The 25,071-nt window shown below is 74.0% G+C and carries 27 protein-coding genes; 17 read left to right on the plus strand and 10 right to left on the minus strand.

The window, feature by feature from the left end; translation table 11 throughout:
• Positions 1-416: 416 nt before the first annotated feature.
• The 3 genes from ACTWM8_RS13345 to ACTWM8_RS13355 all read left to right on the plus strand — a co-directional run bounded on the left by ACTWM8_RS13345 (position 417) and on the right by ACTWM8_RS13355 (position 3,183).
• A complete protein-coding gene (locus ACTWM8_RS13345; RefSeq protein ID WP_446214092.1) occupies positions 417-1,334 on the plus strand; it encodes a hypothetical protein in 918 nt (305 codons plus the stop codon).
• Between the two features lie 176 nt (positions 1,335-1,510).
• Positions 1,511-2,482: a pirin family protein gene (locus ACTWM8_RS13350; RefSeq protein WP_446214093.1), complete on the plus strand. Its 972-nt coding sequence runs from the start codon at positions 1,511-1,513 to the stop codon at positions 2,480-2,482.
• Between the two features lie 56 nt (positions 2,483-2,538).
• A complete protein-coding gene (locus ACTWM8_RS13355; RefSeq protein ID WP_446214094.1) occupies positions 2,539-3,183 on the plus strand; it encodes a hypothetical protein in 645 nt (214 codons plus the stop codon).
• 230 nt (positions 3,184-3,413) lie between these two features.
• Here ACTWM8_RS13355 and ACTWM8_RS13360 read toward each other — a convergent pair whose 3' ends face one another.
• Entirely contained in the window at positions 3,414-4,067 is a 654-nt protein-coding gene (locus ACTWM8_RS13360) for a DUF1345 domain-containing protein (protein WP_446214095.1), read from the minus strand.
• A 49-nt stretch (positions 4,068-4,116) separates the two neighbouring features.
• The gene (locus ACTWM8_RS13365) at positions 4,117-4,386 is read right to left on the minus strand and encodes a DUF2795 domain-containing protein (protein WP_446214096.1); all 270 of its coding nucleotides are present in this window, start codon (positions 4,384-4,386) and stop codon (positions 4,117-4,119) included.
• A gap of 150 nt (positions 4,387-4,536) precedes the next feature.
• On the opposite strand from ACTWM8_RS13365, the gene ACTWM8_RS13370 reads away from it, so the two are divergent.
• Positions 4,537-4,950 carry a DUF2267 domain-containing protein gene (locus tag ACTWM8_RS13370; protein ID WP_446214097.1) on the plus strand — a complete coding sequence of 138 codons (414 nt, stop codon included), beginning with the start codon at positions 4,537-4,539 and terminating at the stop codon, positions 4,948-4,950.
• 19 nt (positions 4,951-4,969) lie between these two features.
• On the opposite strand, the gene ACTWM8_RS13375 is transcribed toward ACTWM8_RS13370, so the two are convergent.
• Entirely contained in the window at positions 4,970-6,136 is a 1,167-nt protein-coding gene (locus tag ACTWM8_RS13375) for a CaiB/BaiF CoA transferase family protein (protein WP_446214098.1), read from the minus strand.
• 261 nt (positions 6,137-6,397) lie between these two features.
• Here ACTWM8_RS13375 and ACTWM8_RS13380 point away from each other — a divergent pair, with 261 nt between their 5' ends.
• The 4 genes from ACTWM8_RS13380 (at position 6,398) to ACTWM8_RS13395 (ending at position 9,131) form a co-directional block, all read left to right on the plus strand.
• Entirely contained in the window at positions 6,398-7,417 is a 1,020-nt protein-coding gene (locus ACTWM8_RS13380; RefSeq protein ID WP_446214099.1) for a TerC family protein, read from the plus strand.
• A gap of 81 nt (positions 7,418-7,498) precedes the next feature.
• Complete coding sequence (locus ACTWM8_RS13385) at positions 7,499-8,089, plus strand: molybdopterin-dependent oxidoreductase (protein WP_446214544.1); 591 nt, start codon at positions 7,499-7,501, stop codon at positions 8,087-8,089.
• Positions 8,086-8,820, plus strand: a complete 735-nt coding sequence (locus ACTWM8_RS13390; RefSeq protein ID WP_446214100.1) for a ferredoxin reductase — start codon at positions 8,086-8,088, stop codon at positions 8,818-8,820. The genes ACTWM8_RS13385 and ACTWM8_RS13390 overlap by 4 nt, the downstream gene beginning before the upstream one ends.
• Before the next feature lie 17 nt (positions 8,821-8,837).
• A complete protein-coding gene (locus tag ACTWM8_RS13395) occupies positions 8,838-9,131 on the plus strand; it encodes a DUF6510 family protein (protein WP_446214101.1) in 294 nt (97 codons plus the stop codon).
• 70 nt (positions 9,132-9,201) lie between these two features.
• Here ACTWM8_RS13395 and ACTWM8_RS13400 read toward each other — a convergent pair whose 3' ends face one another.
• A complete protein-coding gene (locus ACTWM8_RS13400; RefSeq protein WP_446214102.1) occupies positions 9,202-10,422 on the minus strand; it encodes an MFS transporter in 1,221 nt (406 codons plus the stop codon).
• Between the two features lie 373 nt (positions 10,423-10,795).
• Between ACTWM8_RS13400 and ACTWM8_RS13405 the strand changes: the two genes are divergently transcribed.
• A complete protein-coding gene (locus ACTWM8_RS13405) occupies positions 10,796-11,317 on the plus strand; it encodes a GNAT family N-acetyltransferase (RefSeq protein WP_446214103.1) in 522 nt (173 codons plus the stop codon).
• Positions 11,318-11,357: 40 nt separating this feature from the next.
• On the opposite strand, the gene ACTWM8_RS13410 is transcribed toward ACTWM8_RS13405, so the two are convergent.
• Both ACTWM8_RS13410 and ACTWM8_RS13415 read right to left on the minus strand, forming a co-directional pair.
• A complete protein-coding gene (locus ACTWM8_RS13410; RefSeq protein ID WP_446214104.1) occupies positions 11,358-11,960 on the minus strand; it encodes a hypothetical protein in 603 nt (200 codons plus the stop codon).
• A 67-nt stretch (positions 11,961-12,027) separates the two neighbouring features.
• Positions 12,028-13,473 (minus strand): M20/M25/M40 family metallo-hydrolase, encoded by a 1,446-nt coding sequence (locus ACTWM8_RS13415; RefSeq protein WP_446214105.1) that lies wholly within the window; start codon positions 13,471-13,473, stop codon positions 12,028-12,030.
• 114 nt (positions 13,474-13,587) lie between these two features.
• On the opposite strand from ACTWM8_RS13415, the gene ACTWM8_RS13420 reads away from it, so the two are divergent.
• Together ACTWM8_RS13420 and ACTWM8_RS13425 are read left to right on the plus strand one after the other, a co-directional pair.
• Positions 13,588-15,738 (plus strand): amylo-alpha-1,6-glucosidase, encoded by a 2,151-nt coding sequence (locus tag ACTWM8_RS13420; RefSeq protein ID WP_446214106.1) that lies wholly within the window; start codon positions 13,588-13,590, stop codon positions 15,736-15,738.
• A gap of 44 nt (positions 15,739-15,782) precedes the next feature.
• Positions 15,783-17,081 carry an NAD(P)/FAD-dependent oxidoreductase gene (locus ACTWM8_RS13425; protein WP_446214107.1) on the plus strand — a complete coding sequence of 433 codons (1,299 nt, stop codon included), beginning with the start codon at positions 15,783-15,785 and terminating at the stop codon, positions 17,079-17,081.
• 40 nt (positions 17,082-17,121) lie between these two features.
• Here the strand turns inward: ACTWM8_RS13425 and ACTWM8_RS13430 are convergent, their stop codons facing one another.
• Complete coding sequence (locus tag ACTWM8_RS13430) at positions 17,122-17,913, minus strand: spermidine synthase (RefSeq protein ID WP_446214108.1); 792 nt, start codon at positions 17,911-17,913, stop codon at positions 17,122-17,124.
• A gap of 164 nt (positions 17,914-18,077) precedes the next feature.
• Positions 18,078-19,052 carry a DUF2267 domain-containing protein gene (locus tag ACTWM8_RS13435; RefSeq protein ID WP_446214109.1) on the minus strand — a complete coding sequence of 325 codons (975 nt, stop codon included), beginning with the start codon at positions 19,050-19,052 and terminating at the stop codon, positions 18,078-18,080.
• Positions 19,053-19,238: 186 nt separating this feature from the next.
• Between ACTWM8_RS13435 and ACTWM8_RS13440 the strand changes: the two genes are divergently transcribed.
• A complete protein-coding gene (locus ACTWM8_RS13440) occupies positions 19,239-19,553 on the plus strand; it encodes a hypothetical protein (RefSeq protein ID WP_446214110.1) in 315 nt (104 codons plus the stop codon).
• Between the two features lie 67 nt (positions 19,554-19,620).
• Here ACTWM8_RS13440 and ACTWM8_RS13445 read toward each other — a convergent pair whose 3' ends face one another.
• A complete protein-coding gene (locus tag ACTWM8_RS13445; protein WP_446214111.1) occupies positions 19,621-19,971 on the minus strand; it encodes an STAS domain-containing protein in 351 nt (116 codons plus the stop codon).
• 44 nt (positions 19,972-20,015) lie between these two features.
• Positions 20,016-20,414, minus strand: a complete 399-nt coding sequence (locus tag ACTWM8_RS13450; protein WP_446214112.1) for an STAS domain-containing protein — start codon at positions 20,412-20,414, stop codon at positions 20,016-20,018.
• 221 nt (positions 20,415-20,635) lie between these two features.
• Between ACTWM8_RS13450 and ACTWM8_RS13455 the strand changes: the two genes are divergently transcribed.
• From ACTWM8_RS13455 to ACTWM8_RS13475, 5 genes are all read left to right on the plus strand, one after another.
• The gene (locus ACTWM8_RS13455; protein WP_446214113.1) at positions 20,636-22,402 is read left to right on the plus strand and encodes a SpoIIE family protein phosphatase; all 1,767 of its coding nucleotides are present in this window, start codon (positions 20,636-20,638) and stop codon (positions 22,400-22,402) included.
• Positions 22,399-23,448 (plus strand): cobalamin B12-binding domain-containing protein, encoded by a 1,050-nt coding sequence (locus tag ACTWM8_RS13460; protein WP_446214114.1) that lies wholly within the window; start codon positions 22,399-22,401, stop codon positions 23,446-23,448. Before ACTWM8_RS13455 ends, ACTWM8_RS13460 begins: the two co-directional genes overlap by 4 nt.
• 150 nt (positions 23,449-23,598) lie before the next feature.
• Positions 23,599-23,874, plus strand: a complete 276-nt coding sequence (locus ACTWM8_RS13465; RefSeq protein WP_446214115.1) for an STAS domain-containing protein — start codon at positions 23,599-23,601, stop codon at positions 23,872-23,874.
• A gap of 68 nt (positions 23,875-23,942) precedes the next feature.
• Complete coding sequence (locus tag ACTWM8_RS13470; protein ID WP_446214116.1) at positions 23,943-24,389, plus strand: response regulator; 447 nt, start codon at positions 23,943-23,945, stop codon at positions 24,387-24,389.
• A 133-nt stretch (positions 24,390-24,522) separates the two neighbouring features.
• Positions 24,523-25,071, plus strand: coding sequence for an ATPase (locus ACTWM8_RS13475; RefSeq protein ID WP_446214117.1), 549 nt, complete (start codon positions 24,523-24,525; stop codon positions 25,069-25,071).

Genomic DNA, 25,071 nt, shown 5'->3' on the forward strand with positions numbered 1-25,071 from the left:
CAAGATCGCCCCGGGCCAGACCTGACCGGACGCGTTGGTCATGAGGTTGGCAGTGGTGGAGGAGATCAACCCCGCCGCTAACCTCACGATCAACGAGGAGGGGGTGGGGGATCGGGGCCGGGAGGGCCGGGCGGAGGCTGCCCACGGCGGGGGTGTGGCCCGCCGTGCCCGGCGCAGGGATCAAGCCTGACCGCCCGGAGCCGGGCACGGCGGGCCACACCCCACCCACCCACCAGCGCAACCCCCGCCCGCCACCGGCAGCGAGAGAAACCGGCATCCACAAGCGACCTGACGAGCCCCGAGGAACGAACGCCAAGCACCCGGCCAGCAGAAAGAGCAAGCTCCCACCCCCGCAGCAGTGATCCGTTCCGACCCGGGTTACGTACTGCCAGGCGGGGACCGTGAAAGGGGAGCACATGGCGGAGCCGGATCGGGACGACCATCCGACGACAGAGGTCACGGGGGAGGGCCGGGAGCCGGTCGTCGTGGTGACCGGTGAGCCGCCGCCGGACGATCCGTCCTGGCCGCGCGGCGCCCGCCTGCTGACCGCCGCGGCGATCGTGGTACTGGCGCTCGGCGCGCTCGCGGTGACCGTCACCCTGGCCAACCCGGACCGGCTCGGCGTGGCCTTCTCAGGTGGACGGGCTGCGCCGTCCGTCACCGTCGCCGCCGAGCCGGGCGGCGCGGGGGCGGCCGAGGCCGCACAGGCGGCGCAGGCGGCCGCCGAGGAGAGCCTGACCGCGCCGGTGGCCGGCCGCCGCCGGGCGACGTTCGAGCTGGTCGACGGGGTGAGCGCGTTCCGGCTGCGTACCGCGGAACTGGGCGACGAGCTCTACCGGATCAGCAGCCCCGGTGACTCCGGGGTAGTGCCGCGGCCCGAGGTGCTCGGGGACCGGGTGCGGTTGCGCCTGGCCGCCAGCGGTCGGTCCGGGGCGGGCTCGGTCGACGTGGTGCTCAACTCGCGGCTGGTGTGGCGGCTCCGCCTGGTGGGCGGGGTCAGCGCACACCAGCTCGACCTGGGGGAGGCCCGGCTGGCCGGGGTGGACCTGGTCGGCGGGGCGTCGCGCATCGACCTGAGCCTGCCGCCCACCGTCGGCACCCTGACGGTGCGGATGACCGGCGGCGTCAGCCAGTTCACGATCCGGGCGCCGGGCACCCCGCCGGTACGGGTCCGCGCCGCCTCCGGCGCCGGCGGCGTCACCGTGTACGACGATCGGCACGACGACCTCGCCGTCGGAGAGACGGTCAACTCACCGAACTGGGACCACTCGGTCGACCGGATCTACGTCGACCTGGTGGGTGGCGCCAACCGGGTCACGATCGGCGCCGAGTAGGGACGCGGCAGTGCAACCTAGTCGGGAGCGTCGCAGCCGGCGATGATGCGCGCGGACCGGGCCACCGCACGGCCGGGCGAGCCGGGACCACGGCCACACGGCAGCGACAGCGGTGGTGGACCACTGGAACCGGCCACCCTCGGTGCGCGAGCCCACCGTCGGCATAGAGTCGGGCGGTGGACCGTACCGAATCGTTGCCGGCACAGACCCGACCGCCCGGCGTGGCCCCGGTCGATCCGGGCAGCGTGCTGCTGCCCGGCCACGACGTGCCGCTGGGGCGTTACACGACCGTGCGGCGGCTGCTGCCGCAGCGCCAGCGCCGGATGGTCGGCGCGTGGTGCTTCGTCGACCACTTCGGCCCGGACGACGTCGCCGAGCGGCCCGGAATGGAGGTGCCGCCGCACCCGCACACCGGCCTGCAGACGGTTACCTGGCTGCTGGAGGGCGAGATCGTGCACCGGGACAGCCTCGGCAGCGTCCAGCCGATCCGGCCCGGCCAGCTCAACGTGATGACCTCGGGCCACGGCATCGCCCATTCCGAGCGGTCGCCCGCCACGCACCCGCCGGTGATGCACGGCGTGCAGCTGTGGGTGGCGCTGCCGGACCCGGCGCGGGCCGGCGCCGCCGACTTCGCCCACCACGCCGAGCTGCCCCGCTGGCGCGACGGCGAGCTCGACCTCACCCTGCTTGTCGGCGAGCTGTGCGGCGAACGTTCGCCGGCCGTGGTGCACACCCCGCTGCTCGGCGTCGAGGTCGAGGCCCGCGACGCGGCGACGGCGACGCTGGCGCTGCGACCCGATTTCGAGTACGGCCTGTTGGCGATGTCCGGCGCGGCGCAGGTCGACGGCCTGGACCTCGCCCCCGGCGCGCTGCTCTACCTGGGTGCCGGCCGGGACCGGCTGGACCTGCGGGCCGCCGCCGGCAGCCGGCTGATGCTGCTCGGCGGTGCGCCGTTCGACGAGCCCCTGGTCATGTGGTGGAACTTCGTCGGCCGGTCGCACGAGGAGGTGGCTGCCGCCCGGGAGGACTGGATGGCCGGCCGGCGGTTCGGGGTCGTCGCCGACGACGCCGCCCCGCCGCTGCCCGCCCCGGAGATGCCGACCACCCGGCTCAAGGCGCGCGACCGGCGCGGCGACGTACGGGGCTGACCGAGAGGCGTGTCCGCCGTCGGGGCGGGTAGTCGCGGGGCATGACCCGCAGTGTGATGACCGAGGACAGGAAGCGGCTGGTACGTCGGCTCGCCGGCGAGGGCCGTGGCTTCGCCGAGCAGTACGGCTTCCGGGTGACCAACAACCCGTCGAGCCTGTTCCAGCTGCTCTGCCTGGCCGTGCTGCTGGCCCGCCGGGGTGACTTCCGGCGTGCCGTGGACAGCGCCCACGCCCTGCCCGCCAACGGCTGGGACAGCGCCGCCCGGCTGGCCCGCTCGCTGCACGCCGACCGGACCCGCGTGCTGCGCGAGGCCGGTCAGCGCGGCGACGTCGACGAGCTGGCCAACCTCCTGGGCGACCTGGCCCGTACCGTCGTCGAGCGGTACCGGGGCGACCTGCGCCGGTTGCGCGCGTCGGCCGGGCACGACCCGGGCCGGGAGCGGGCGCTGCTCATGGAACTGCCCGGAGTGGACGACACGGTCGTCGACCTGTTCCTGCGCGAGACGCAGGCGCTGTGGCGGGAGGTCGCGCCGGTGGCGGACAAGCGGGCGTTGACCGCTGCTCGCCGGCTGGGGCTCGGGCGCTCCGCCGACGACCTGGCCGAGCTGGCCGGCAGCGGCGAGTCGGAGCGGTTGGCGTGGCTGGTCGGCGCGCTGGCCCGGGTCGACCTGGAGCATCGGTATGCCGAGGTGACCCGCTGAGCCACGGGTGCCGTGGCCCACAGTCTTGGCAAAATCAGCCGTACGGGTGATGTCGTATCGTATGATGATCGTGGCAGCGATGCCCGCCCGGTTCGGGCGAACATCCACCGCTTGGCGGTACGCGACCCGGTTCGGGCGTGGACCCGCCGGGGACAGGTGCGCGTGGCGCCCCAGGTCGCGGTTCGTGACCCGGGGCGCCCGCCTGTTTCCCTCGCCGGGCCCTGCTGAGTTCACCGGGCCAACGCGGCCAGCAGGTTCACCGTCGCCGCGATGATGATCGCCCCGAACAGGTACGACAGCATCGCGTGCCCCAGCACCGTCCGGCGCATCTCGTGGCTGGTCAGGTTGGTGTCGGAGACCTGGAACGTGGCCCCGATGGTGAATGCCACGTACGCGAAGTCGAGATAGCAGGGCTTGCCGGGCTGGTTGAAGTTCACCCCGCCGTCCGGGCCGGTGTAGTAGATCCGCGCGTACCGGGCGGTGTAGACGGTGTGCACCACGCACCAGGACAGCAGCACGCTGACCATGGCCAGCGCGCCGGAGGCGTCCCGGTGCATGCCCGGCGGCGCGCTACGCGCGCTGGTCAGCACCAGCGCGACCGCCAGCAGACTGGCCAGGCAGGCGGTCAGCAGCAGGACGTCCCGGACGGCCCGGTTGGGATCCTCGTACACGGCCAGCTCGGCGGTGCGCCCGGCGTCCAGCGGCCAGAGCGTCCGCCAGACCAGCAGCAGCCAACACAACGCCGCGGCGTCCCAGCCGACCAGCGGAGCCAGGCCGGGGGAGACCAGCGCGGCGAACAGCCCGCCGGCGCACAACCCGACCACGCCCATCACGGTGAGTTGGAGGGCGGCCGGGGTGTGCCCGTGCGGCATCCGACGGATCACGGGTGGTACCTCGGCGGCCCGGTGGCTGCCCGCACCGCGTGCCGGCGGTTCAGATGCGGCGCAGGTGCTGCGAGACCCGCGTGTGCCGCTCCCGGGCCTGCGCGGCCCGCTGCGACGGGCTCAGCTCCGGGGCGGCGTCGATGGCGGCGGAACGGGCCACCTCGTTGCCGTTGGCGTAGTCCACCGGCGGCAGCGCCCGCAACGCCTTGAGCACCTCCGGCGGGGCGCCCTCCCGTTCCGCCTCGCGCACCACGTCGGCCTTCTCCGCCGGGTAGTCCAGGCTGGACAGGTACTGCAGGACGTCGGTGTAACTCGCCATGGCGTGAGCTCCCTCGCCGCCTCGATCCGGTCACGACCGGCGGCGGTTACCCGTCCCGCCCCGGGTCACGCACCGACCGGCCAGGAAATCGGCGCCGTTTCCGACGCCCCGGGCCGGGTACGCGACCCCTCCGACCCCGAAGGGAGCCCGATGAACTACGACACCTTCGTCGACCAGGTCGCCCGGCGGACCCACTGCGGCTCCGAGCGGGCCGTGCAGCTGACCCACGCGACGCTGGAGACCCTCGCCGAGCGGCTGACCGGCGGGGAGGTGCTCGACCTCGCCAGCCAGTTGCCCGCGCCGTTGCAGCTGGTCCTCAAGCCCGGTCCGAGCATCGAGGCGGCCCAGCGGTTCGGCGCCGGTGAGTTCGTCGCCCGGGTCGCGCAGCGGGCCGGGATCGACGAGACCGCCGCCCGGGAGGCCGTCCGGGCGGTCTTCATCACGCTGCGGGAGGCGCTCAGCGGCGGCGAGTTCGACGACGTGGTGACCCAGCTGCCGCGCGACTACCGGCAGATGGTGGAGCCGGCGCTCACCCCCGGCGCGAGCGTGCTGCGCCGCGCCTGAACCGGGGGGACGGGCCGGCTCAGGCCACCGCGCCGGCGGCCCGCAGGGCGGCGATCCGCTCGGCGTCGAAGCCGGCCTCGGCCAGCAGCTCGTCGGTGTGCTCACCGGGTCGGGGCGGGGGCCGGCGGACGGACGTCGGGGTCGCGGAGAACCGGGGCGCCGGTGCCGGCTGGGTGACCCCGGCGTGTTCCACGAACGTGCCCCGCGCCCGCAGGTGCGGGTGCTCGGGCGCCTCGCGCCAGTCCAGCACCGGCGCCGCGCAGGCGTCCGAGGCGGCCAGCAGCTCGGCCCACTCGTCGCGGGTACGGGTGCGGAACAGCCGCGCCCACGCCTCGCGCAGCGCCGGCCAGTTGGCCGGGTCGTGCCGGTCGAGGGCCTCGTCGCCGGGGAGCGGGAAGCCGGTGAGCCGGACCAGCTCGTCGTAGAAGCGCGGCTCCAGGGCCCCGACGGCGAGGTGGCGCCCGTCGGCGCACTCGTACGTGTCGTAGAACGGCGCGCCGCCGTCGAGCAGGTTGACCCCGCGCGGGTCCTGCCACATGCCGAGCTGGCGCAGCGCGTGGACCTGGGTGCTGAGCACCGACACGCCGTCCACGATGGCGGCGTCGACCACCTGGCCGGGGGCGCCGGCCCGGACGGCGTAGAGGGCGGCGACGATGCCGAGGGCCAGCATCATCCCGCCGCCGCCGAAGTCGCCGAGCAGGTTCATCGGCGGCACCGGGCGCTCCCCGGCCCGGCCGATGCCGTGCAGCGCCCCGGTCAGCGCCAGGTAGTCGATGTCGTGGCCGGCGGTGTGCGCGTACGGGCCGTCCTGGCCCCAGCCGGTCATCCGCCCGTACACCAGGCGGGGGTTGACCGCCAGGCACTCCCGCGGGCCCAGGCCCAGGCGTTCGGTCACCCCGGGCCGGTACCCCTCGATCAGGGCGTCCGCGCCGCGCACCAGGGCCAGCACCACCTCGCGCCCGGCGTCGGACTTGAGGTCCACCGCCACCGAGCGGCGGTTGCGGTTGAGCAGGTCCTCCGGGGGGCTGAGGAGGTCGGGCGGGGTGGTGCGGTCGACCCGGACCACGTCGGCGCCGAGGTCGGCGAGCATCATCGCGGTGAACGGGCCGGGGCCGATGCCGGCCAGCTCGACCACGCGTACGCCGGTGAGGGGGCCGACCGGAGCGGTGGGGGCGTCGTCGGTCATCGCGTCACCATAGGCCCACCGGGCTCCCCACGTCCCACCCCGACCCCGCCGACCGGCCGGCATCCAGCGGTTGACCAGGGCAACCAGGGCCCGCCGGACTTGGCGTACGCAGTGAGCCGGGCCTAACCTTGACGCACGAGGGGAGTACTTCCCACGAACCATTCCGGTCAGTACGGCGGCCCCGGGCTCGCCTCGGGTGGTTGCCCGTGAAAGCGCGGGTGAAGGAGACCTCGAACATGGCACCGTGTTCGAGGAGGCCCCATGACCGGATCGTCGTACCTGTCCGCCGCCGAGTTGTCGTCGGTGGGCTCGCCCACCCTCTGGGCGGTCACCATCGTCGGCGTGGTCGCCCTGCTGGTGCTGGACTTCCTGGTCACCCGGCGCCCGCACGAGGTGTCCATGCGGGAGGCGCTGGGCTGGTCGGCGTTCTACATCGCGCTGCCGCTGGCCTTCGGCGCCTGGCTCTGGTCGCGGTTCGGCTCCCAGCAGGGCGTGGAGTACCTGACCGGTTACCTGGTCGAGAAGTCCCTCTCGGTCGACAACCTGTTCGTCTTCATGCTGCTGCTGGCCGCGTTCGCGGTGCCCGCGGTGCTCGCCCAGCGGGTGCTGCTCTACGGCATCGCCGGCGCGCTGGTGCTGCGCGCGGTCTTCATCGCCCTCGGCGCCGCCGCCCTGCAGACCCTGGACTTCGCCTTCCTGCTCTTCGCCGTCATCCTGATCGTCACCGCGATCAAGCTGCTGCGCGACGCCCTCTCCGGGCACGAGCAGGAGGTCGACATCAACAAGATGCGGTCGGTCCGGCTGCTGCGCAAGGTGATGCCGGTGGTCGACGACTACCACGGCACCCGGATGACCATCCGGCAGCAGGGCCGCCGGGCGCTCACCCCGTTCGCCCTGGTCGTGGTCGCGGTGCTGGCCACCGACATCGTCTTCGCCGTCGACTCGGTGCCGGCCGTCTACGGCATCACCGAGGACCCGTACCTGGTCTTCGCCACCAACGCCTTCGCCCTGCTCGGCCTGCGCGCGCTCTACTTCGTCCTGCACGCCGCGTTGAGCCGGCTGGTGCACCTCAGCTACGGCCTGGCGATCATCCTCGCCTTCATCGGCGTGAAGCTCGGTCTGCACTGGGCGCACGGCATCTGGTCCGGCGTACCGGAGATCCCGACGCTGGCCTCCCTCGGCGTGATCATCGGCGTGCTGATCGTCGTGACCATCACCAGCCTGCGCGCCACCCGCGACCAGGTCTCCGGCGAGCCCGAGGTCGTCTCCGAGCGGCACTGACGCCGCCCGGGCCGGGACGGGGGTACGGCCGAACGCCCCCGTCGGGGGCGCCGCCAGTGGTACGACTGACGGGTGGGAATCGTGTCACCGGGCTTCCAGGGCCGGCGCCGCTCGAGCGGGCCGGCCCTGCCGCCCGGGCAGTACCTGACGGAGGACTTCCCGGTGCTGTCGGCGGGTCCGACGCCGCGGGTGCCGTTGGACACCTGGGAGTTCGTGCTCACCACCGAGGCCGGCACCGAGTTCCGCTGGACCTGGGACGAGATGGCCGGCCTGCCGCAGGAGAGCCCGACCGTCGACATCCACTGCGTCACCCATTGGACCAAGCTCGGCACCAGCTGGCAGGGCGTCTCGCTGGACACCCTGCTCGAGGGCGTCGACACCACCGCCCGGTACGCGCTGGCGCACTCCTACGGCGGCTACACCACCAACCTGCCCCTGGACGACCTGCGCGGCGGGCGGGCCTGGGTGGTGCACACGTACGAGGGCGGGCCGCTGCCGGCCGAGCACGGCGGCCCGGCCCGGCTGCTCGTGCCGCACCTGTATCTCTGGAAGTCGGCGAAGTGGGTGCGCGGCATCCGGCTGCTGGTCGACGACCACCCCGGCTTCTGGGAGACCGCCGGGTACCACGACTACGGCGACCCGTGGCGCGAACAGCGCTACGCCGGCGATTGAGCGCGCCGCTGGCCTGGCGGGTGGCTCGGCTGGTGGAGCGCCGGGTCGAGACGCCGTCCGCGCACACCCTGGTCCTGGAGTCGCCGGGCTGGCCGGCGCACGTGGCCGGGCAGCACGTCGACATCCGGCTGACCGCCGAGGACGGCTACCAGGCGGCCCGGTCGTACTCGCTGGCGGCGCCGGCCGACGGCGACCGGATCGCGCTGACGGTGCAGCGGGTGGACGACGGCGAGGTGTCGCCGTACCTGCTCGACACCTACGCCGAGGGCGACCCGATCGAGGTGCGCGGCCCGCTGGGCGGGTACTTCGTGTGGCGGCCCGACGAGACCGCGCCGGTGCTGCTGGTCGGCGGGGGCTCCGGGGTGGTGCCGCTGATGGCCATGGTCCGGGCCCGGCGCGCCGCCGGCAGCCGGACGCCGTTCCGGTTGATCTACTCCGTCCGTACCCCGGCCGACGTCATCTACGCCGACGAGCTGCGCACCCGGGCCCGCGACGACCAGGGCCTGGACGTGGCGTACGTCTACACCCGGGAGGCGCCCGACGGGTGGCGGGGTGCGCCGCACCGGATCGGCCTGGTCGACGTGAACACCCACGGCTGGCCGCCCGACCTCGAACCGCTCTGCTACGTCTGCGGGCCCACCGGCTTCGTGGAGACCGTGGCGGACCTGCTGGTGGGGCTGGGTCACCAGAGCCGGCGGGTACGCACCGAACGGTTCGGCCCCACCGCGTGAACGCCCGAGGAGACCCGATGACCGACATGTCCTACGTGGACGGCAACATGCTCGACGGTCCGCTGCGCGAGTTGTTCGCCGTCGACCTGAGCACCGCGACCTCACGCTGCCAGTCGTGCGGGTCGCTCGGCCCGCTGGCCGGGCTGCACGTCTTCTCCCACGCGCCCGGGCTGGTCGCCCGCTGCCCGGTCTGCTCCGAGGTGATCCTGCGGCTGGTCCGGGCGCCCGACCGGGCCTGGCTGGACCTGCGGGGCGCCACCTTCCTCGAGGTGCCGATGCCGGCCGAGCCCACCTACCACCGCCCGGGCTGAGTTCCAGGACGTCACGGTCGGTTGACGCCGGAGCCCGGCCGCCGTGCGACGGCGGCCGGGCCCCGATCGGTCAGCCGGCGGCGGCCAGCCTCCGCCAGACGGCGACGGTGAGCACGGTCAGCGCCCCGGCCGCCATCCAGAAGGGTGCGGTGATCGCCCCGGTGGCCTGGGCGAGCAGCCCACCGAGCGCCGTGCCGACGGCCGCCCCGCCCAGGTCGGCCAGCGCGTAGACGCTGTTCACCCGGCCGCGCAGCCGGTCCGGGACCAGCCGCTGCCGCAGCGAGACCACCAGCACGCCCCAGACCATCGCGTGTCCGCCCCAGACCGCGAGTGCCGCGCCGGCGATCCAGGGTTGCCGGGTGGTGGCGAGCACGAGTTGGAGCGCGACCTCCACCAGCAGCCCCACCCGCAGCAGGGCGGGGGCGCCGAACCGGGGCTTCAGTCGGCCGGCCAGAGCGGTGCCGGCCAGCCCGCCGACGGCGGACGCGGTCAGCAGGAGGCCGTAGCCGACGTCGCCCAGCCCGAGCCGCTGCCGGGCGTAGAGCACGAAGGCGGCGAACGCGGCGCAGAACGCCACGTTCATCACGGCGATGCAGACCGCGAGGGACCGCAGCACCGGCACCGACCACAGCGCGCGCAGCCCGGCGGCGACGTCGGCGCGCAGCGCGTGCCGCGCCCCGCCGTCGGGCGCTGGCCCGGCCGGTGGCGTCGGCCGCCAGCGCAGCAGCGCCACCAGTAGCGCGGCCAGGCCGAAGCTCGCGGCGTCGACCGCGAACGGCAGCGCCGCACCGAGGCCGAACAGGTACGCCCCGAGCGGCTTCGCGGCGAACTGGTTGCCCAGCACGAAGGTGGCGAAGAGTCGGCTGTTGGCGCGTTCCAGCTGGTCCGCCGGCACCAGCGCCGGCAGCAGCGCCCCGGAGGCGGTGTCGGCCAGGGTCTCGCCGACCCCGGTCAGGAAGAAGGCCAGGCAGATCAGCGGGACGGTGGCCGCCCCGGCGAGGACCGCGACGGCCAGCGCGGCGAGCACCGCGCCCCGGGCCAGGTTGACCGTGACGACCAGCCAGCGCCGGTCGAAGCGGTCCACCAGCGCCCCGCTGACCAGGGCGAAGAGCAACCAGGGCAGCTGCGGGGCGAGCGCCGCCGCGGCGACCGCCGCCGGGTCGTCGCTGATCGAGGCGACCAGGAGCGGACCGGCGATCATGGTCATTCCGTCGCCGAGGTTGGAGACGGCGTTGGCGGTCCAGAGTCGGGCGAAGTCCGGGCCGAGCCGGTGTGAGCTGACGGCGGTCATCGGGACCGCCCGGGCAGGTGACGACGTGCGGGCACGCGGAGGCGCCCGCACGGGAACTGCGGAAACACGAGGACTCCCTCGGAAGCGATGTGGTGGCGTGGTCACGCCAGGACGAAGGACCCGCGCGGACGGCGGGTCACCTCATCGCTTCGCGACGGGCGAGGCGGGGTGCGGGAACCCGGAACGGACCGGGGGTCAGGCGAGCCGGGTCGCCCGCGACGAAGCGGAGGCCAGCATCGTGCCGAGAGCAGCCGTACCCATGATCAGCCTCCGATCGTCGGTGGTCCGGCCCACCCTACGGGCCGGTACGTCCCGTTCGCGACCCCGGATTCCGGTTGGACAAGGCCCGGCGCCGGGACCAGAGTGGTCGCGCGTGAGATACCTGCGCAGCGCCGGCCCGGTCGGCATCCGACGCCCGCGTCCCGCCGACGAGGCCGAGTTCGTCGCCGCCGCCCGCCGCAGCCGCGACCTGCACCACCCCTGGCTGACCGCCCCCGACACCGCCGAGAAGTTCACCGCGTACCTGGCCAAGGCGCGTCGCCGCGACCAGCAGAGCTTCCTCATCTGCGACCGGCCCAGCGGCGGGATCGCCGGCTACGTCAACATCAGCGGCATCATCATGGGTCCGCTGCGCGGCGGCTTCATGGGCTACGCCGCGTTCCTGCCCTACCGCGGCACCGGGCACGCCTCGGCCGGTATCGGGCTGGTGCTGGCGCACGCCTTCGACACGTTGGGCCTGCACCGGGTCGAGGCGAACATCCAGCCGGGCAACGAGCCGTCCCGGCGGGTGGCCCGCAAGCTGGGCTTCCGGCTGGAGGGCTTCTCACCGGACTACCTCTTCATCGACGGGGCGTGGCGCGACCACGAGCGCTGGGCGGTCACCGCCCCGGCCTGACCGGTGCCCGCCGTGGGCGGCGGGCACCGGTGAGCCGCGCTCAGATCCGCGAGGTGAAGGCGACCAGCACGTCGTGCGGCGTCGGCACCCCGGCGTTGTCGAAGCAGATCACGTCCACCGGCGCGTCCAGCGCGTACGACCAGGGCTGGGTCAGGTGGCAGTAGTGCGAGCCGGCGCCCTGCGCGGTCACCTGCGCGTGCGTCTCCTTCTGCCCGAGCTGCTTGAAGGTGACCAGGTAGCGGCCCGCCGGCGCGAGCGGGGCGATGGTGTTGGCGCCCACGCCGGGAATGGAGTTGTCGTTGGTCGGGCCACCGGCGGCGCTGGCCAGGTGCCCGAAGTACATCGGCGGGGCGAGTGACCCGACCACCGACCGGCCCCGGTGGTACGACAGCGTGAAGTCGGTGTCGACCGGCGCGCCCGCCTGGTCGAAGCAGAACACGTACACCACCACGTCGGTGCCGGCGGGTGCCCACCGGTAGACCTTGCACCGGCGTGGCCCGGCGTTCGGCTGGATCGCGGTGACCTGCACGTTGCCGGCGAGCACCCCGGCCAGCCCGACGCCCGGCAGCTTCACCGACCACTGGCCGACCCCGAACGGGGCCAGCGACACCCCCGCGCCGGTGGAGTTGTAGGACTGGACCACGCCGCTCACCCCGCGCCCGCGGGACCGGCGCGCCGAACGCCGGCCCCGCGAAGCGCGACGGGACCGGTCAGCTCCCCGGCCGGGGGAACGCCACCGGGCTGCGGTGGCCGTCCCGGTCGACGGCCCGTACGCCGAAGAAGACGTTGTCCTTGGACAGGTCCACGGTCACCTCGGTGACGGCGCCGACCGGGATCACCCGCTGCCACTCGGCGGCGGTGGTCTCCCGCCACACCACCTCGTACCCGGCCAGGTCCGGCTCGTCGCCGCGCTGCCAGCGCAGGGTGGTGTCGTTGGTGAGGTTGGTCGTCACGATCGTGGCGCCCTTCGGGGTGCCCGGCGCCTGGGCGAGCGACCAGAGCACCGCGCCGTTGACCAGGGCGACCCGGGTGATGTAGTCGAAGTCGCAGAACTCCGGCAGGTCGCCGTACTGCACCCCGTCGACCAGCCGGACGTCCTGGTGCTGGTGGGCGAAGTCCTCGTTGGGCTCGGTGAACCGGCCGGCCGGCCAGCCCTCGCGCAGGAACGAGATGTGGTCGCTGCCGCGCAGGTAGCGGTCCCGCCGGTAGATCACCCGCACCCGCATCCCGGTGGCGCCGTTCTCGGCGACGTCGCTGACGAACCGGGCGAGCTGGCGCGACGGGGAGTCGTTCTCCCCGCCGACCGACTGCCGGGTGCTCGCCTCCGCCGGAGTCTCCGCGGTCGGCACCCCTTCGGCGAAGAGCCGGACGGCCCGCGGGTCGCGGGTGCCGTCGTCGGCCGTGCTGGATCCGATGATGTCGTTGCTGAACATCCCCTGCACGTCGACGCCGGCGGCCTTGAGCTGCTTCGCCAGGTACGCCGAGCCGTAGAGGCCCTGCTCCTCGCCGGCGACGGCGGCCAGGACGATGGTCGCCTCGCTGCGCCGGGTGGCCAGCACCCGGGCCAGCTCCATCAGCACCGCCACGCCGGAGGCGTCGTCGTCCGCGCCCGGGGCGTCGCTGACCGCGTCCATGACGTCGGTCGCGCGCGAGTCGTAGTGACCGGTCACGACGTAGACCCGGTTGGGGCTGACGTCGCCGCGCAGGGTCGCGACGACGTTGGTGATCCGGGTGGCGACCGGGATGCGCGAGGCCGGCTCCTGCACGTAGGACTGGAGTTCCACGGTCATCCGGCCGCCGGAGGCGGCGGCGTACCCGGAGAGCTGCTCGAAGATCCAGTCGCGGGCGGCCCCGATGCCCCGGGCCGGGTCGTCCTGGCGGGAGAGGGTGTGCCGGGTGCCGAAGGCGGCGAGCCGGCGGACGATGGCCTCGATCCGGTCGCGGTCCACCTCCCGCAGCAGGGCCCGCAGCTCGCGGTCCGGGGTCTGGGGTCGGGCCGGGTGGCCGGGCCCGGCGGGCCGGGCGGCCTGCGCCGCGGTCGGCCCGGTGGTCAGCGGTACGGCGACGGTGGCGGCGGTCGCGACGGCGGAGGCGGACAGGAAGGTGCGGCGGGTGGACCTCGTGGGCCCCTCGCCGGTGCTCTCGTTTGCTCCCATTAGGGCATCCTCGCCACCAGTTGGGGAATCTGTCCATATCCAAGGTGGTGGATCAAAGAAAATCACCCGGAGCGGATGAGGTCGGGTGGTGAGCGCCGTTCCTAGGGTGGGCCCATGGCAGTTGTGCGTCCCACACCCGCCGACCCGACACCTGGCCTGCGGACGGCACCGGAGAGTGGTGACCAACGGGCCATGCCGCCCGAACTCGGCCCGGATTCGATCGCCGTGCTCAGCGGTCCCACCTTCATGTACTCCGACCAGGCGGGGGACGTGCCGCCGGGCAGCATCGGCGGCCTGGTGCACCTGGACACCCGGCTGCTCAGCGGATGGGTGCTGACCGTCAACGGCGGCCGGATGCTGGTGCTGCGCGCGCAGACCATGCAGCACTACTCGGCGCAGTTCGTGCTGACCAATCCGGATCTGCCCGGCCTCCCGCCGGACAGCCTGGGGGTCCGGCGGATGCGCTACATCGGCGACGGCTTCCGGGAACGTGTCGAGCTGCTCTCGTTCCGCACCGAGCCGGTGCGGCTGGAGATCCGGCTCGCCGTCGCGGCCGACTTCGCCGACCTGTTCGAGGTGAAGTCCGGGGTCCGGGACCGCTCTGGGCAGATCTCCCGGACCCACAACACCGGCGGCACGGCGCTGACCTTCTCCTACGCCAACGGGGACTTCACCGCGCAGACGCCCGTCCGGACCTCGCCGCCGGCCAACCGGATCGAGGGCGACGACCTGGTGTGGGAGCTCGACCTGTTGCCCCGTCAGATCTGGCAGCTCGATCTGCACGTCCCGTTGCCGCCCGGCCTGGGGGTGGTGGAACCGGTCAAGGGCGACATCTCCGAGGTGATCCACGGTCGGGTGGACGACCCGCTGCGCCGCTGGATGAGCGATCGCGCTGTGGTGCGCAGCGACAACCAGGTGCTGGAGCGGGTCCTCGGGCAGTCGCGCGCGGATCTCGGGGCGTTGCGGTTGGATCTGGAGATCAAGGGCCAGCGGGTGATGTTGCCCGGCGCCGGCCTGCCCTGGTTCCTCAGCGTCTTCGGGCGCGACACGCTGATCACCGCCTACCAGACCCTGGTCGCCGGCCCGCTGCTGGCCCGCGGTGCGGTGCTCGCGCTGGCCCGGTTGCAGGGCACCCGGTGCGACGACTTCACCGACGAGGAGCCGGGGAAGATCCTGCACGAGTTCCGCAGCGGCGAGCTGACCCGCACCGGCGTCAAACCGTACAACCCGAACTACGGCACGGCCGACGCCACCCAGCTGTGGCTGATCCTGCTCAGCGAGTACTGGCGGTGGACCCGCGACGACCACACCGTGCGGTACCTTCGGGACAACGCGCTGGCCGCGCTGCACTGGATCGACTCCTACGGCGACCGGGACGGCGACGGCTACGTCGAGTACGCCACCAGGTCGCCGGAGGGGCTGGGCAACCAGTGCTGGCGGGACTCGCCGGACGGGGTGTGCTTCGCCGACGGCCGGATCCCGGTGCTGCCGATCGCCACCTCCGACCTGCAGGGCTACACCTACGACGCCAAGCTGCGGCTGGCCGAGCTGGCCGACGGCCCGCTCGCCGACCCGGCGCTGGCCCAGCGGCTGCGCGCCGAGGCCGCCGCCCTGTACGAGCGGTTCAACCGGGACTTCTGGATCAGCGAGCGGGGCGGCTACTACGCGGTCGGTCTCGATGGCGACAAGAACCAGATCAACTCGAAGACATCGAACATGGGTCACCTGCTGTGGAGCGGCATCGTCCCGAAGGACCGGGCCGAGCAGGTGGTGTGCCAGCTCATGTCGCCGGACATGTTCTCGGGCTGGGGGATCCGTACCCTGTCCACCGAGGAGCGCCGCTACAACGCCCTCGGCTACCACCTGGGGACCGTCTGGCCGCACGACAACTCGCTGGCCGCGCTCGGCATGGTCCGGTACGGCTTCCGCGACGAGGCGAACCGGATCAGCCTGGCCATGTTCGAGGCGGCCGAGCAGTTCGGCTACCGGCTCCCGGAGGCGTTGAGCGGCTACGCGAGGGACCTGATGATGTTCGCGGTGCCCTACCCCACGGCGTGCAGTCCGCAGGCGTGGGCCGCTGCCGCCCCACTGGCGCTGATCCGGGCGATGCTGAATCTCAACCCGGTCGACGGCCGGCTCGTCATCGACCCGGACCTCCCGCCGGAGTTCGGCCGGATGACCGCCGAACGGGTGCGCGCCTTCGGCCACTGCTGGGAGATCGAGGCGGTCGCCCGGACCGGATACGTACGACTGGAGGCGGGCTGACCGGACCACGTTTGTCGGGCGGGTCGACGGGAACGGGAGCGGGCATGACGAAACCTCGTGTGGTGATCGTGGGGGCCGGGTTCGCCGGTTACCACGCGGCGAAGACCCTGAGCCGGATCGCGCGCGACCGGGCCGAGATCGTGCTGCTCAACTCCACCGACTACTTCCTCTACCTGCCGCTGCTGCCCGAGGTGGCGGCCGGGGTCGTGGAGCCGAGGCGGATCTCGGTACCGCTCACCGGCACCCTCCGCGGCGTGCGGGTCGTCGTCGGCGAGGCCGACCGGGTCGACCTGCAGAACCGCTGGGTCGGCTTCACCCAGCCCGAGGGCGACCAGGGCAAGATCGCGTACGACCGGCTGGTGCTCGCCGTGGGCAGCGTCAACAAGCTGCTGCCGATCCCCGGGGTGACCGAGTACGCGCACGGCTTCCGCGGCCTGCCCGAGGCGGTCTACCTGCACGACCACGTGATCCGCCAGATCGAGCTGGCCGAGCAGGCCGAGGACCCGGCCGAACAACGGGCCCGGTCGACGTTCGTGGTGGTCGGCGCCGGCTACACCGGCACGGAGGTCGCCGCCCACGGGCAGCTCTTCACCGACGCGCTGCGCCGCCAGCGGCCCCGGCTCAACGTCCGGCCCCGCTGGATGCTGCTCGACGTGGCGCCCCGGGTGCTGCCCGAGCTGGACAAGCGGATGTCCGACACCGCTGACCGGGTGCTGCGCCGGCGCGGCGTCGACGTGCGGATGGGCACCTCGGTCGCCGAAGCCACCGCCGACGGGGTGAAGCTCACCGACGGCGAGTACGTGCCGACCTGCACGCTCGTCTGGTGCGTCGGGGTACGCCCCGACCCGTTCGTCGCCGAGCTGGGGCTGCGCACCGAGCGGGGCCGGCTCGTGGTCGACGAGTACCTCAGCGTCCCCGGATTCCCCGAGGTGTACGCCTGCGGCGACGCCGCCGCCGTGCCGGACCTGACCCGGCCGGGGCAGATCTGTGCGATGACCGCGCAGCACGCGCAGCGGCAGGGCAAGCTCGCCGCGCTGAACATCGCCGCCTCGTACGGTCACGGCAGGCGCAAGCCGTACAAGCACTACGACCTCGGCTGGGTGGTCGACCTGGGTGGCAAGGACGCCGCGGCGAACCCGCTGAAGGTGTCCCTGTCCGGGCTGCCGGCCAAGGCGGTCACCCGCGGCTACCACCTGCTGGCGATGCCCGGCAACCGGACGCGGGTCGGGGCGGACTGGGTGCTCGACGCCGCGCTGCCCCGCTCGGCCACCCAGCTCGGGCTGGTGCCGGCGCACGCCGTACCGCTGGAGAGTTCTTCGCCTGAGGTGCCGGTCCGCCGGTGACCCGCCCCCGCCCGGCCGACCTCAGGCTCGGCCCAAAGGGTCAGGCGACCCCGAGGCTGGCGTCGGTGGCCGGATGGGCCCCGCCGACGAACGCGTCGAGGTCCGGCCCGTGCAGCACCCCGCCGGGCACCGGGTCGGCGGCCACCCGGGTGGCGAGCCGGCGCACCGGGAGCCGGCCGGGTCGGTCCGCGGCGGCCAGCACCACGTTGCCGTACCGGCGGCCGCGCAGCATCCGTCGGTCGGCGACCAGGCAGACGTCGGCGAAGACCGTGCGCAGGGTGGCCACCTGCACCCGGGTGAAGACCAGTGGCGGCAGATCCGTGACGTTGACCAGGTAGACGCCGTCGGGACGCAGCGTCCGGGCGACCTCGGCGACGAACTCGACGCCGGCCACGTGCCCCGGCATCCGCGCCGCCCGGTAGATGTCGGCCAGCACCAGGTCGTACGCGTCCGCCGCCGACGCGGTGACCGCGTCCCGCGCGTCGGCGACCTCGACCACCACCTCCGGGACCGGCGGCAGCTCCTCGTCGACCAGCCGTACCACCGCGGCGTCGCGTTCGACGACCCGTTGCGCGGACCCGGGGCGGGTGGCCGCCACGTACCGGGGCAGGGTCAGCGCGCCACCGCCCAGGTGCAGGACGGCACGGGGCAGCCCCGGCGGCGCGGCCAGGTCGACCAGGGTCGCCATCCGCCGGACGTACTCGAAGTGCAGGTGGCGGGGGTCGGCGACGTCCACGTACGACTGGGCGACGCCCCCGGCGAGCAGCGTGCGCCCGGTCCGGCGCGCCGGGTCGACGACCAGCTCCGGCCGGTCGTCCGCCTCGCTGTCCATGCCGGCACGCTAGCTGTGGTGGTGGGGTGGTCCATGATCGGGTGAGGTTTTCCGTCACTCGCGACGGCGTGTCGTGTTGGCTTCTGCTACCCGACTATTGACGACCTGCGTCCATGTGCCGGGGCCGGCGGGCGCACCGCCCACCGGCCCGGCCTTCGGTCGGCTCAGCCGCTCGCCATGCCCGCGCCGACCTCCTCGATCGCGTCGTCGACCCGGTGGGCCAGGTCCACGTCGGCGGCGGTCACCGCGTCGGCGCTACGGCTGCGGACGGTCAGCACCGCGTTGTCCGGATCGGGGCGACCGATCTGCGGTCCGCGGCCGGTGTCCACCCGGAGCTGGTCGAGCCGGTCGAGCACCCGGTCCAGGTTGCCCGGGGGCAGCTCGATGGTCCGCACCAGCGACTGGCGGTCACTGGACCAGTAGGGCAGGTCCGCCAGGGCGGCCCGCAGCTCCGCCTCGGTCAGCGGTGCGGCGGCGCGGCGCGCGCCGACCAGGCCGCCGCCGGGTTCCGGCGGCGTGAGCAGGTCCCGCAGCCCGTCCGGCACGTCCAGCGACTCGATCAGGTCGCCATCGTGGTCGGCCAGCGCGGCCAGGGTCGCCTCCGCCTGGTAGCGGGCCTGTTCCGGGGTGAGCCGACTGAGCCGACCCACCTCCGCCAGGAAGCCCGGCAGGTCCTGGTGCCGTTCGATGCCGTCGACCGGCACCACGTCGTGCAACTTCACCGGGACGGCCTGGAGCAGCCGTTGCCGCTCGGCCTCGTCCAGCGCCCAGGCCAGCGTCAGCACCGTGGCCTCGGCGCCCACCTTCGCGGTGGCGAAGTCGACCCCGGCCCGCCGGCCGACGTCGTCGACCAGCTCGCGGTAGCCCATCGGCTGCACGCGGCTGTCCTGCCCCGAGTCGGGCAGGGGCCGGGTCGCGGTGGCCACCGCCGTCGGCGGCGGCGCCGGCCCGCCCCGGGTCGTGTCCGGCTTGTGCCGGCCGGCCGGCGGGGGACCGGACCGTCGACCCCGGTCCAGGCTGGTGAGCTGCTTCGACGCGCTCAGGCTGGTGCCGGTCTCGCTCGGCCGTCGACCCTGCTCACGCGCGTCGCGGGCCAGGGCCCGGCGGCGCTGGTTGTCGCCCTCCATCTGCTTGCGCATGGTGGCACCTCGCTCCTGCTCGGGGTTCACCTCATCCGCCGTCGCGTTCCCACCGCCAGGCGGTAGGTAACGGGCCGACACCGGTCGGCGGGTTCACTCGCCGGGGGTGAGGGACGCTCACCCGTCCCGCCCGCAGGATCGGGGCGGACCGGAGGTCTTCCGAGGAACGCGGAAGGGAAGGTCGTCATGAAGAGGATCGTCGAGATCGTCCCCGCCCGACCTGGCTGGTACTCCCGGTGGCAGGTCGGCCCGGAGGCCACCCGGTGCTACCCGGTGAGCCTGTGGGCACTGGTCGAGGAGACCGACGGTTCCGGCCGCGAGGTGGTGGGCATGGACTGCGCCGGCCAGTGGCCCGGATCGGACGTCAACGAGGTCGGTGCGAACTTCGTCCGGTACCTGTTCCAGACGCCCGATTCCGGTCTGCCGGAGGACGTCGAACCACCGTCGCCGACCGACCTGCGCGAGGACGGGCCACGCCTGCAACCGGCCGTGGCCACCTAGACCATCCTCCCGGCCCCCGACCCCTGGTCCCAGGGTCGGGGGCCACCCCGACTCCGGGGCGGCTCCCTCAGCCCGCCTCGCGCACCTCGTCGCCGACGGCGGGCGGCTGCTCCACCGCCAGCAGTTCGGCGAGCCCGGTGCGGTCCAGCAGGTGCTGAAGCTGCGGGTTGACGCCGGTCAGCCGGACCGGCCCGGCCCCGCCGCGGCCGACCACCACGAAGGCGCTGAGCCCGGACGAGTCGCAGAGGGCGACGCCGGCGACGTCGATCAGCAGCTCCCGGTGGCCGTCGGCGCGGGCCTGGGCGGCCGCGGCGATCAGCTCCGGCGCGCTGTCGAAGTCCAGGTCACCGGTCAGCCGTAGCCGGGCGCTCCCGGCGTCGAGCCGGGTCACCTCGATGGACAACAGCTGGCTGGGCATGCACCCATGTTCCCAGCTTCGTGCGACCGGGAAACGCCCGGGGCTCAGGCGGAGGCGCTCCGGCCGGGCAGATCGGCCGCGGCGGCCTCGGTCCGGGCGGTGGGCAACGGCCGGGCCAGCAGACCGCTGACGCCGGTCATGTCGAGGATGGTGTCCAGGAAACGCGGGGTGGCGCGCAGCCGGATGGCCGTGCCGACCTGCTGCCCCTCGCGCCACGCGTGGACGATCACGGACAGCCCGGTGCTGTCGATGAAGAGCAGATCGGCGAAGTCCAGCACGAGGACCGGGGGACGCTCGGCGAGGGCCCGGTCGACCTCGGCGCGCAACGGCCCCGACGTGGTGAAGGCGAGGTCGCCGCCGACGGAGATCACGGGAGCCGCCGGGTCGGAGTGGTCGACGGCGATGCTCAGCGGGGTGGCCTCGGGTTTCCTCCCGTGGGGCACTCGATCACGCCTTTCCGCAAGGGCTGCCGGTCGGGCAGGTGCTTCTGCCGGATCGTAACAACACCCGTCCGGCTCCGCCCGCAGGTGCGGATCGGGGTCGCGCCCCCGGGCCGTGGGGTGGCGGTACCGGCGCACCCGCGTAGGGTGAGGCGCAGAGATTGGAACATACCCGCCGTTTCCGCTGGACCGTGGGTGTCGACACGAGGAGTGGGGCTCAGCTGGTGACTGCTGCCGACGTCAGGGGCTCGGACCCGGGCGACGGACGGATCCCCACGCCGAGTGCCGCACCGGCTCCGGCGCGGTCGTCCGAGTTCGCCGGCCGACCCGGGTCGGCGCTGCCGCCGCTCTCGCCCGACCGCGGCCAACCCGAGCCGGACTGGTCGGAGGTGATCGAGCACTTCCGCGAGGGTCTGATCGTCTGCGACGCCGACGGCGTGGTGCGGCATCTCAGTCCCGTCGCCGAGCGGCTGCTGCCCGAGGTGGTCCCCGGCCGGGCGCTGGCCGCCGCCGGCGTGGCCGCGCTCACCACCGGCGACGCCGGCGAGTTCGGCCACCGCGGCCGCCGGCTGCGGGTCCGCCAGGTGCCGCTCTCCGGGGCCCGCAGCTGTCACTACGTCGAGGACGTCACCGACAGCGTCAGCCGTGCCGACGCCCTGCTCGCCGAGCGGGCCCGCTCCGCGTTCCTGGCGGTCGTCGGCGAGAAGCTCGGCAATCCGTTGCATCCCGACCGGGCCGCCGCCGCCGTGGTGCGGCTGACCGTGCCCACCCTGGCCGAGGTCGCCGTCCTGGTGCTCGCGCCCCGGGCCGGTCGGGCCCGCTGGTGGCGGGCGACGCGGGGCGAGGACGAGTCGGCGGCCGTGGACAGCGGCATGTTGTCCGCCACCGCCCTGCCCACGGCGATCGCCGAAGGGCTCTGCGGCGCCGAGCCGCACGCGGTCGACTGGCTGGTCGAGCAGGCGGTGGAGGCCGGCTGGCTGCCGGGGCTGGAGGCCCGCGAGGTGGCCGCCCGGGTGGTCCCGCTGCCCGGCCGGGACGCGCCGGCCGGTGTGCTGCTGGTCGCCCGCCGCGCCACCCGCTGGTACGACGAGGACGACCTCGAGCTGGTCCGCGCCTTCGCCGCCCGGGCCGGCGCCGCGCTGACCACGGCGGTGCTCTACCGCGACCAGGCCGAGGTGGCCGACACGCTCCAGGCCAGCCTGTTGCCGGTCGAGCCGGTGACCGTCGCCGGGGTGCAGTGGGGCACGGCGTACCGGCCGGCGCAGGCGAGCCTGCGCATCGGCGGTGACTTCTACGGCTCGCACCGGCTCCCCGACGGCGGCTCCGTGTTCTTCCTCGGCGACGTCTCGGGCAAGGGCGTGGAGGCGGCCGTCTTCACCGGCCAGCTGCGCCAGTGCCTGCAGGCGCTGCACCGGGTCGAGTCGCACCCCGGCCGGTTGCTGAAGCTGCTCAACGACGCGCTGCTGGAAACCACCCAGGCGCACGGCCAGGGGCGGTTCGCCACCATGGTGCTCGGCGTCGTCCGCCCGCACCGCGACGGCGGCCTCACCCTGACCATGGCGGGTGGCGGCCACCTGCCGCCGCTGGTGCTGCGCGCCTGCGGTGAGGTCGAGACGGTGCCGCTGAGCGGCATGCTCATCGGCGTGGTGCCGGACCCGCGCATCGGCGAGGTGACCGTCCGGCTCGCCCCGGGCGAGACCTGCCTGCTCTACAGCGACGGGGTGACCGAGGCGCGCGGCGGCCTGCGCGGCGACGAGCAGTTCGGCCAGGACCGGCTGGTGACCGCGGTGACCGGCTGCCACCGGGTGCCGGCGCCGGCGCTGGCCGAGCGGGTCGAGCAGGTGACCTGCGACTGGCTGGCCCAGGGCGACCACGACGACATCGCGGTGCTGGCGCTGCGCGCCACCGGCCCCGGCGGACGCCCGCCGCGGCACCTGCACGCCGTACCCGAGGTGGGCCGGCCCGACGAGGAGAAGGAGACCCGTTCGTGACCGCCCCCACCACCCAGGCCGATCCGGCGCAGGCGTACCGCGAGTTCCTGGAGGCGCTGGAGGAGGCGGACGAGTACGCCGCCATCGACGTGGCCGTCCGGCTGCTCGACGCCGGGGTGCCGGCCGAGCGGGTGCTGCTCGACCTGGTCGCGCCCGCGCAGTCCGAGGTGGGCGAGCGGTGGGCGCGCAACGAGTGGAGCGTCGCCCAGGAGCACGCGGCGACCCACATCAGCGAGCGGGTGGTGGCCGCCGTGGCGGCACACGTCAACCCGCGCCCGACCCGGGGTCGGGTGGTGGTGGCCTGCATGGACGGCGAGTGGCACGCCCTGCCGCCCCGGGTGGTGGCGGAGGTGCTGCGGCTGCGCGGCTGGCAGGTGACCTTCCTCGGGGCGAGCGTGCCCGCCGCGCACCTGGTGTCGTACCTGCACCGGCACGACGCGCACGCGGTCGCCCTGGCCTGCGCGCTGCCGATGCGGCTGCCGTACGCGCACCGGATGATCGAGGCCTGCCGCCGGTCGGACGTACCGGTGGTGGTGGGCGGGCGCGGCTTCGGCGACGACGGCCGGTGGGCCCGCACCCTCGGTGTCGCCTGGGCGCCGGACGCGCCGAGCGCGGCCGACCTGGTCGCCGACGAGCGGGCGCTGCGCCGGGTCCGCCCGGCCGAGCTGCCGCACCTCGCCGACGACGAGTACGCCAGCCTGGTGAAGCGGCGCGGCGAGCTGATCGACTCCGCGCTGGCCGATCTGCGCGAGCGGGTGCCGTCGGTCCGCGACTACACCCCCGCCCAGCTCGACTCCACGATCAGCGACCTCGGGTACATCGTGGATTTCCTGGCCGCGGCGCTGTACGTCGACGACAGCTCGCTCTTCACCGACTTCGTCGGCTGGCTGGTGGAGATCCTGACCAGCCGTGGGGTGCCGGCCGCCGCGGTCGGGCTGACCCTCGGCCACTACCATCGGCAGCTGCACGACTTTCCCCGGGCGGCGCGGTTCCTGGCGCTGGGCGAGACGGTCCTCTCCGCGCCCGGCGACCCCACCCGGCGCTGATCGCGGCGATGCCGGGCACCCTGCGTATACTTGCTCCACTGCAAGGGTCGGCCTGCGGTGCGAGCGAGAGGGACGACGTTGACGTTCACCGTCACGCACAGCCCGCGGGCTGGTGGTGGTGTGTGCCTGCGGCTCGTCGGTGAGCTGGATATGAGCACCGTCGGTCAGCTCAACGAGACGATCGACCGGCTGGCCGCCGACGGCGCCCGTCAACTGCTGCTCGACCTCGCGGAGCTGACCTTCTGCGACTCCACCGGCATCGCCGCGTTCGTCCGGGGGGACAATCGGGCCGCCGCCGACGGCGGGTGGCTGCGGCTGACCGGAGCCACCGGCCGGGTGGACCGGGTGCTCCAGGTCACCGGGCTCGCGGACGTGTTGGCGTACCAACCGGACATGGCGGACCCGGCGTCGCAGGACGCCCTCTGATCGACTAGATTTCTCCGCCAGCGGGTGACCGTGCGGTCCCCATCGCCCGAGATGAGACAGGTAACACCATGGGCCAAGGCGCCGCGAACCCCGTCCGCATCCTCGTCGTGGACGACGACCCGGGTGACGTCCTGATGATCGAGGAGGCCCTGGAGGACTCCGAGATCGAGAAGGTCATCGACGTGGTCAGCGACGGCCAGGAGGCGATGGAGTTCCTCCGCCGCGAGGGTCGGCACACCGGGGCCCGCCGGCCGGACGTGATCCTGCTCGACCTGAACATGCCCCGGATGGACGGCCGGCAGGTGCTCGGCGAGGTCAAGCAGGACGAGGACCTGCGGACCATCCCGATCGTGGTGCTCACCACCTCGAACGCGGACACCGACATCGTCGGCAGCTACACGCTGCAGGCCAACGCGTACGTGACCAAGCCGATCGACCTGGACGACTTCAACGACGTGGTCCGCCGCATCGACGAGTTCTTCGGTCGGGTGGTCGTGCTCCCCAAGCGTTCCTGACCCGCCCGGTGGCCCCCGCCCCGGGGCCGGCGCTCAGTTGCTGAACATTTTTCCCGAACATCCTCGGCGCCGAGCGGCACCCGCGAGGATCGAACCTGGGGAAAGACGTATGAGCTGCCTGGGGGGCGACAGTATGAGGTTCTCCGTCGTTGAGACCGGCTACGACCAGCGGCAGGTCGATTCCTGCCTCGACGAGCTGGGAGTCCGGTTGACCCGGCTCGCGGCGCGGGCGGAGGTCGCCGTCGGCGCGGGTCGGGAGTGGGACCAGATCCGGCAGGAGGCGACCCTGCTGCGCGGCCTGGTCGACCGCCAGGGTTCGCCGACGGACGACGCCGCGGCGGCGGCCCGCCGCGCCGCCTCGGCGGTCGAGCGGGAGGCCGCCGACATCCTGGCACAGGCCCGCGGCGAGCTCGACGCTGCGCGCGAGGAGGCCCGGCAGCTCCGCGAGCGGGTGTACGCCGAGGCGGTGCAGGCCCGCCGCGAGTTCGAGGCGGCGCTGCACGAGCGGCGGCGTCGGGAGGCCCGGGTGGACCAGCTCCTCGCCGGGATGGCGGGCGACGCGGTGCCGGCCGACACGCCCACCGCCGCCGCGTCCACGGGTGGTGTCCCGGCGACCCGGGCCGCCGCCGGCGCGCCCGAGGTGTCGGCGCAACGGCCCGAGCCGGGCACCCGGGTGGCCTGA

The sequence above is a fragment of the Micromonospora sp. IBSANI012 genome, from assembly GCF_052814045.1.

Excerpts from the sequence above, each read along its gene's own strand:
- ACTWM8_RS13470 (WP_446214116.1), top strand. The coding sequence starts at position 23,943 with ATGGGCCAAGGCGCCGCGAACCCCGTCCGCATCCTCGTCGTGGACGAC.
- ACTWM8_RS13355 (WP_446214094.1), top strand. The coding sequence starts at position 2,539 with ATGACCGAGGACAGGAAGCGGCTGGTACGTCGGCTCGCCGGCGAGGGC.
- ACTWM8_RS13370 (WP_446214097.1), top strand. The coding sequence starts at position 4,537 with ATGAACTACGACACCTTCGTCGACCAGGTCGCCCGGCGGACCCACTGC.
- ACTWM8_RS13465 (WP_446214115.1), top strand. The coding sequence starts at position 23,599 with ATGAGCACCGTCGGTCAGCTCAACGAGACGATCGACCGGCTGGCCGCC.
- ACTWM8_RS13375 (WP_446214098.1), bottom strand. The coding sequence starts at position 6,136 with ATGACCGACGACGCCCCCACCGCTCCGGTCGGCCCCCTCACCGGCGTA.
- ACTWM8_RS13345 (WP_446214092.1), top strand. The coding sequence starts at position 417 with ATGGCGGAGCCGGATCGGGACGACCATCCGACGACAGAGGTCACGGGG.
- ACTWM8_RS13395 (WP_446214101.1), top strand. The coding sequence starts at position 8,838 with ATGACCGACATGTCCTACGTGGACGGCAACATGCTCGACGGTCCGCTG.
- ACTWM8_RS13440 (WP_446214110.1), top strand. The coding sequence starts at position 19,239 with ATGAAGAGGATCGTCGAGATCGTCCCCGCCCGACCTGGCTGGTACTCC.
- ACTWM8_RS13425 (WP_446214107.1), top strand. The coding sequence starts at position 15,783 with ATGACGAAACCTCGTGTGGTGATCGTGGGGGCCGGGTTCGCCGGTTAC.
- ACTWM8_RS13420 (WP_446214106.1), top strand. The coding sequence starts at position 13,588 with ATGGCAGTTGTGCGTCCCACACCCGCCGACCCGACACCTGGCCTGCGG.
- ACTWM8_RS13400 (WP_446214102.1), bottom strand. The coding sequence starts at position 10,422 with ATGACCGCCGTCAGCTCACACCGGCTCGGCCCGGACTTCGCCCGACTC.
- ACTWM8_RS13365 (WP_446214096.1), bottom strand. The coding sequence starts at position 4,386 with ATGGCGAGTTACACCGACGTCCTGCAGTACCTGTCCAGCCTGGACTAC.
- ACTWM8_RS13430 (WP_446214108.1), bottom strand. The coding sequence starts at position 17,913 with ATGGACAGCGAGGCGGACGACCGGCCGGAGCTGGTCGTCGACCCGGCG.
- ACTWM8_RS13380 (WP_446214099.1), top strand. The coding sequence starts at position 6,398 with ATGACCGGATCGTCGTACCTGTCCGCCGCCGAGTTGTCGTCGGTGGGC.
- ACTWM8_RS13475 (WP_446214117.1), top strand. The coding sequence starts at position 24,523 with ATGAGGTTCTCCGTCGTTGAGACCGGCTACGACCAGCGGCAGGTCGAT.
- ACTWM8_RS13435 (WP_446214109.1), bottom strand. The coding sequence starts at position 19,052 with ATGCGCAAGCAGATGGAGGGCGACAACCAGCGCCGCCGGGCCCTGGCC.
- ACTWM8_RS13445 (WP_446214111.1), bottom strand. The coding sequence starts at position 19,971 with ATGCCCAGCCAGCTGTTGTCCATCGAGGTGACCCGGCTCGACGCCGGG.
- ACTWM8_RS13415 (WP_446214105.1), bottom strand. The coding sequence starts at position 13,473 with ATGGGAGCAAACGAGAGCACCGGCGAGGGGCCCACGAGGTCCACCCGC.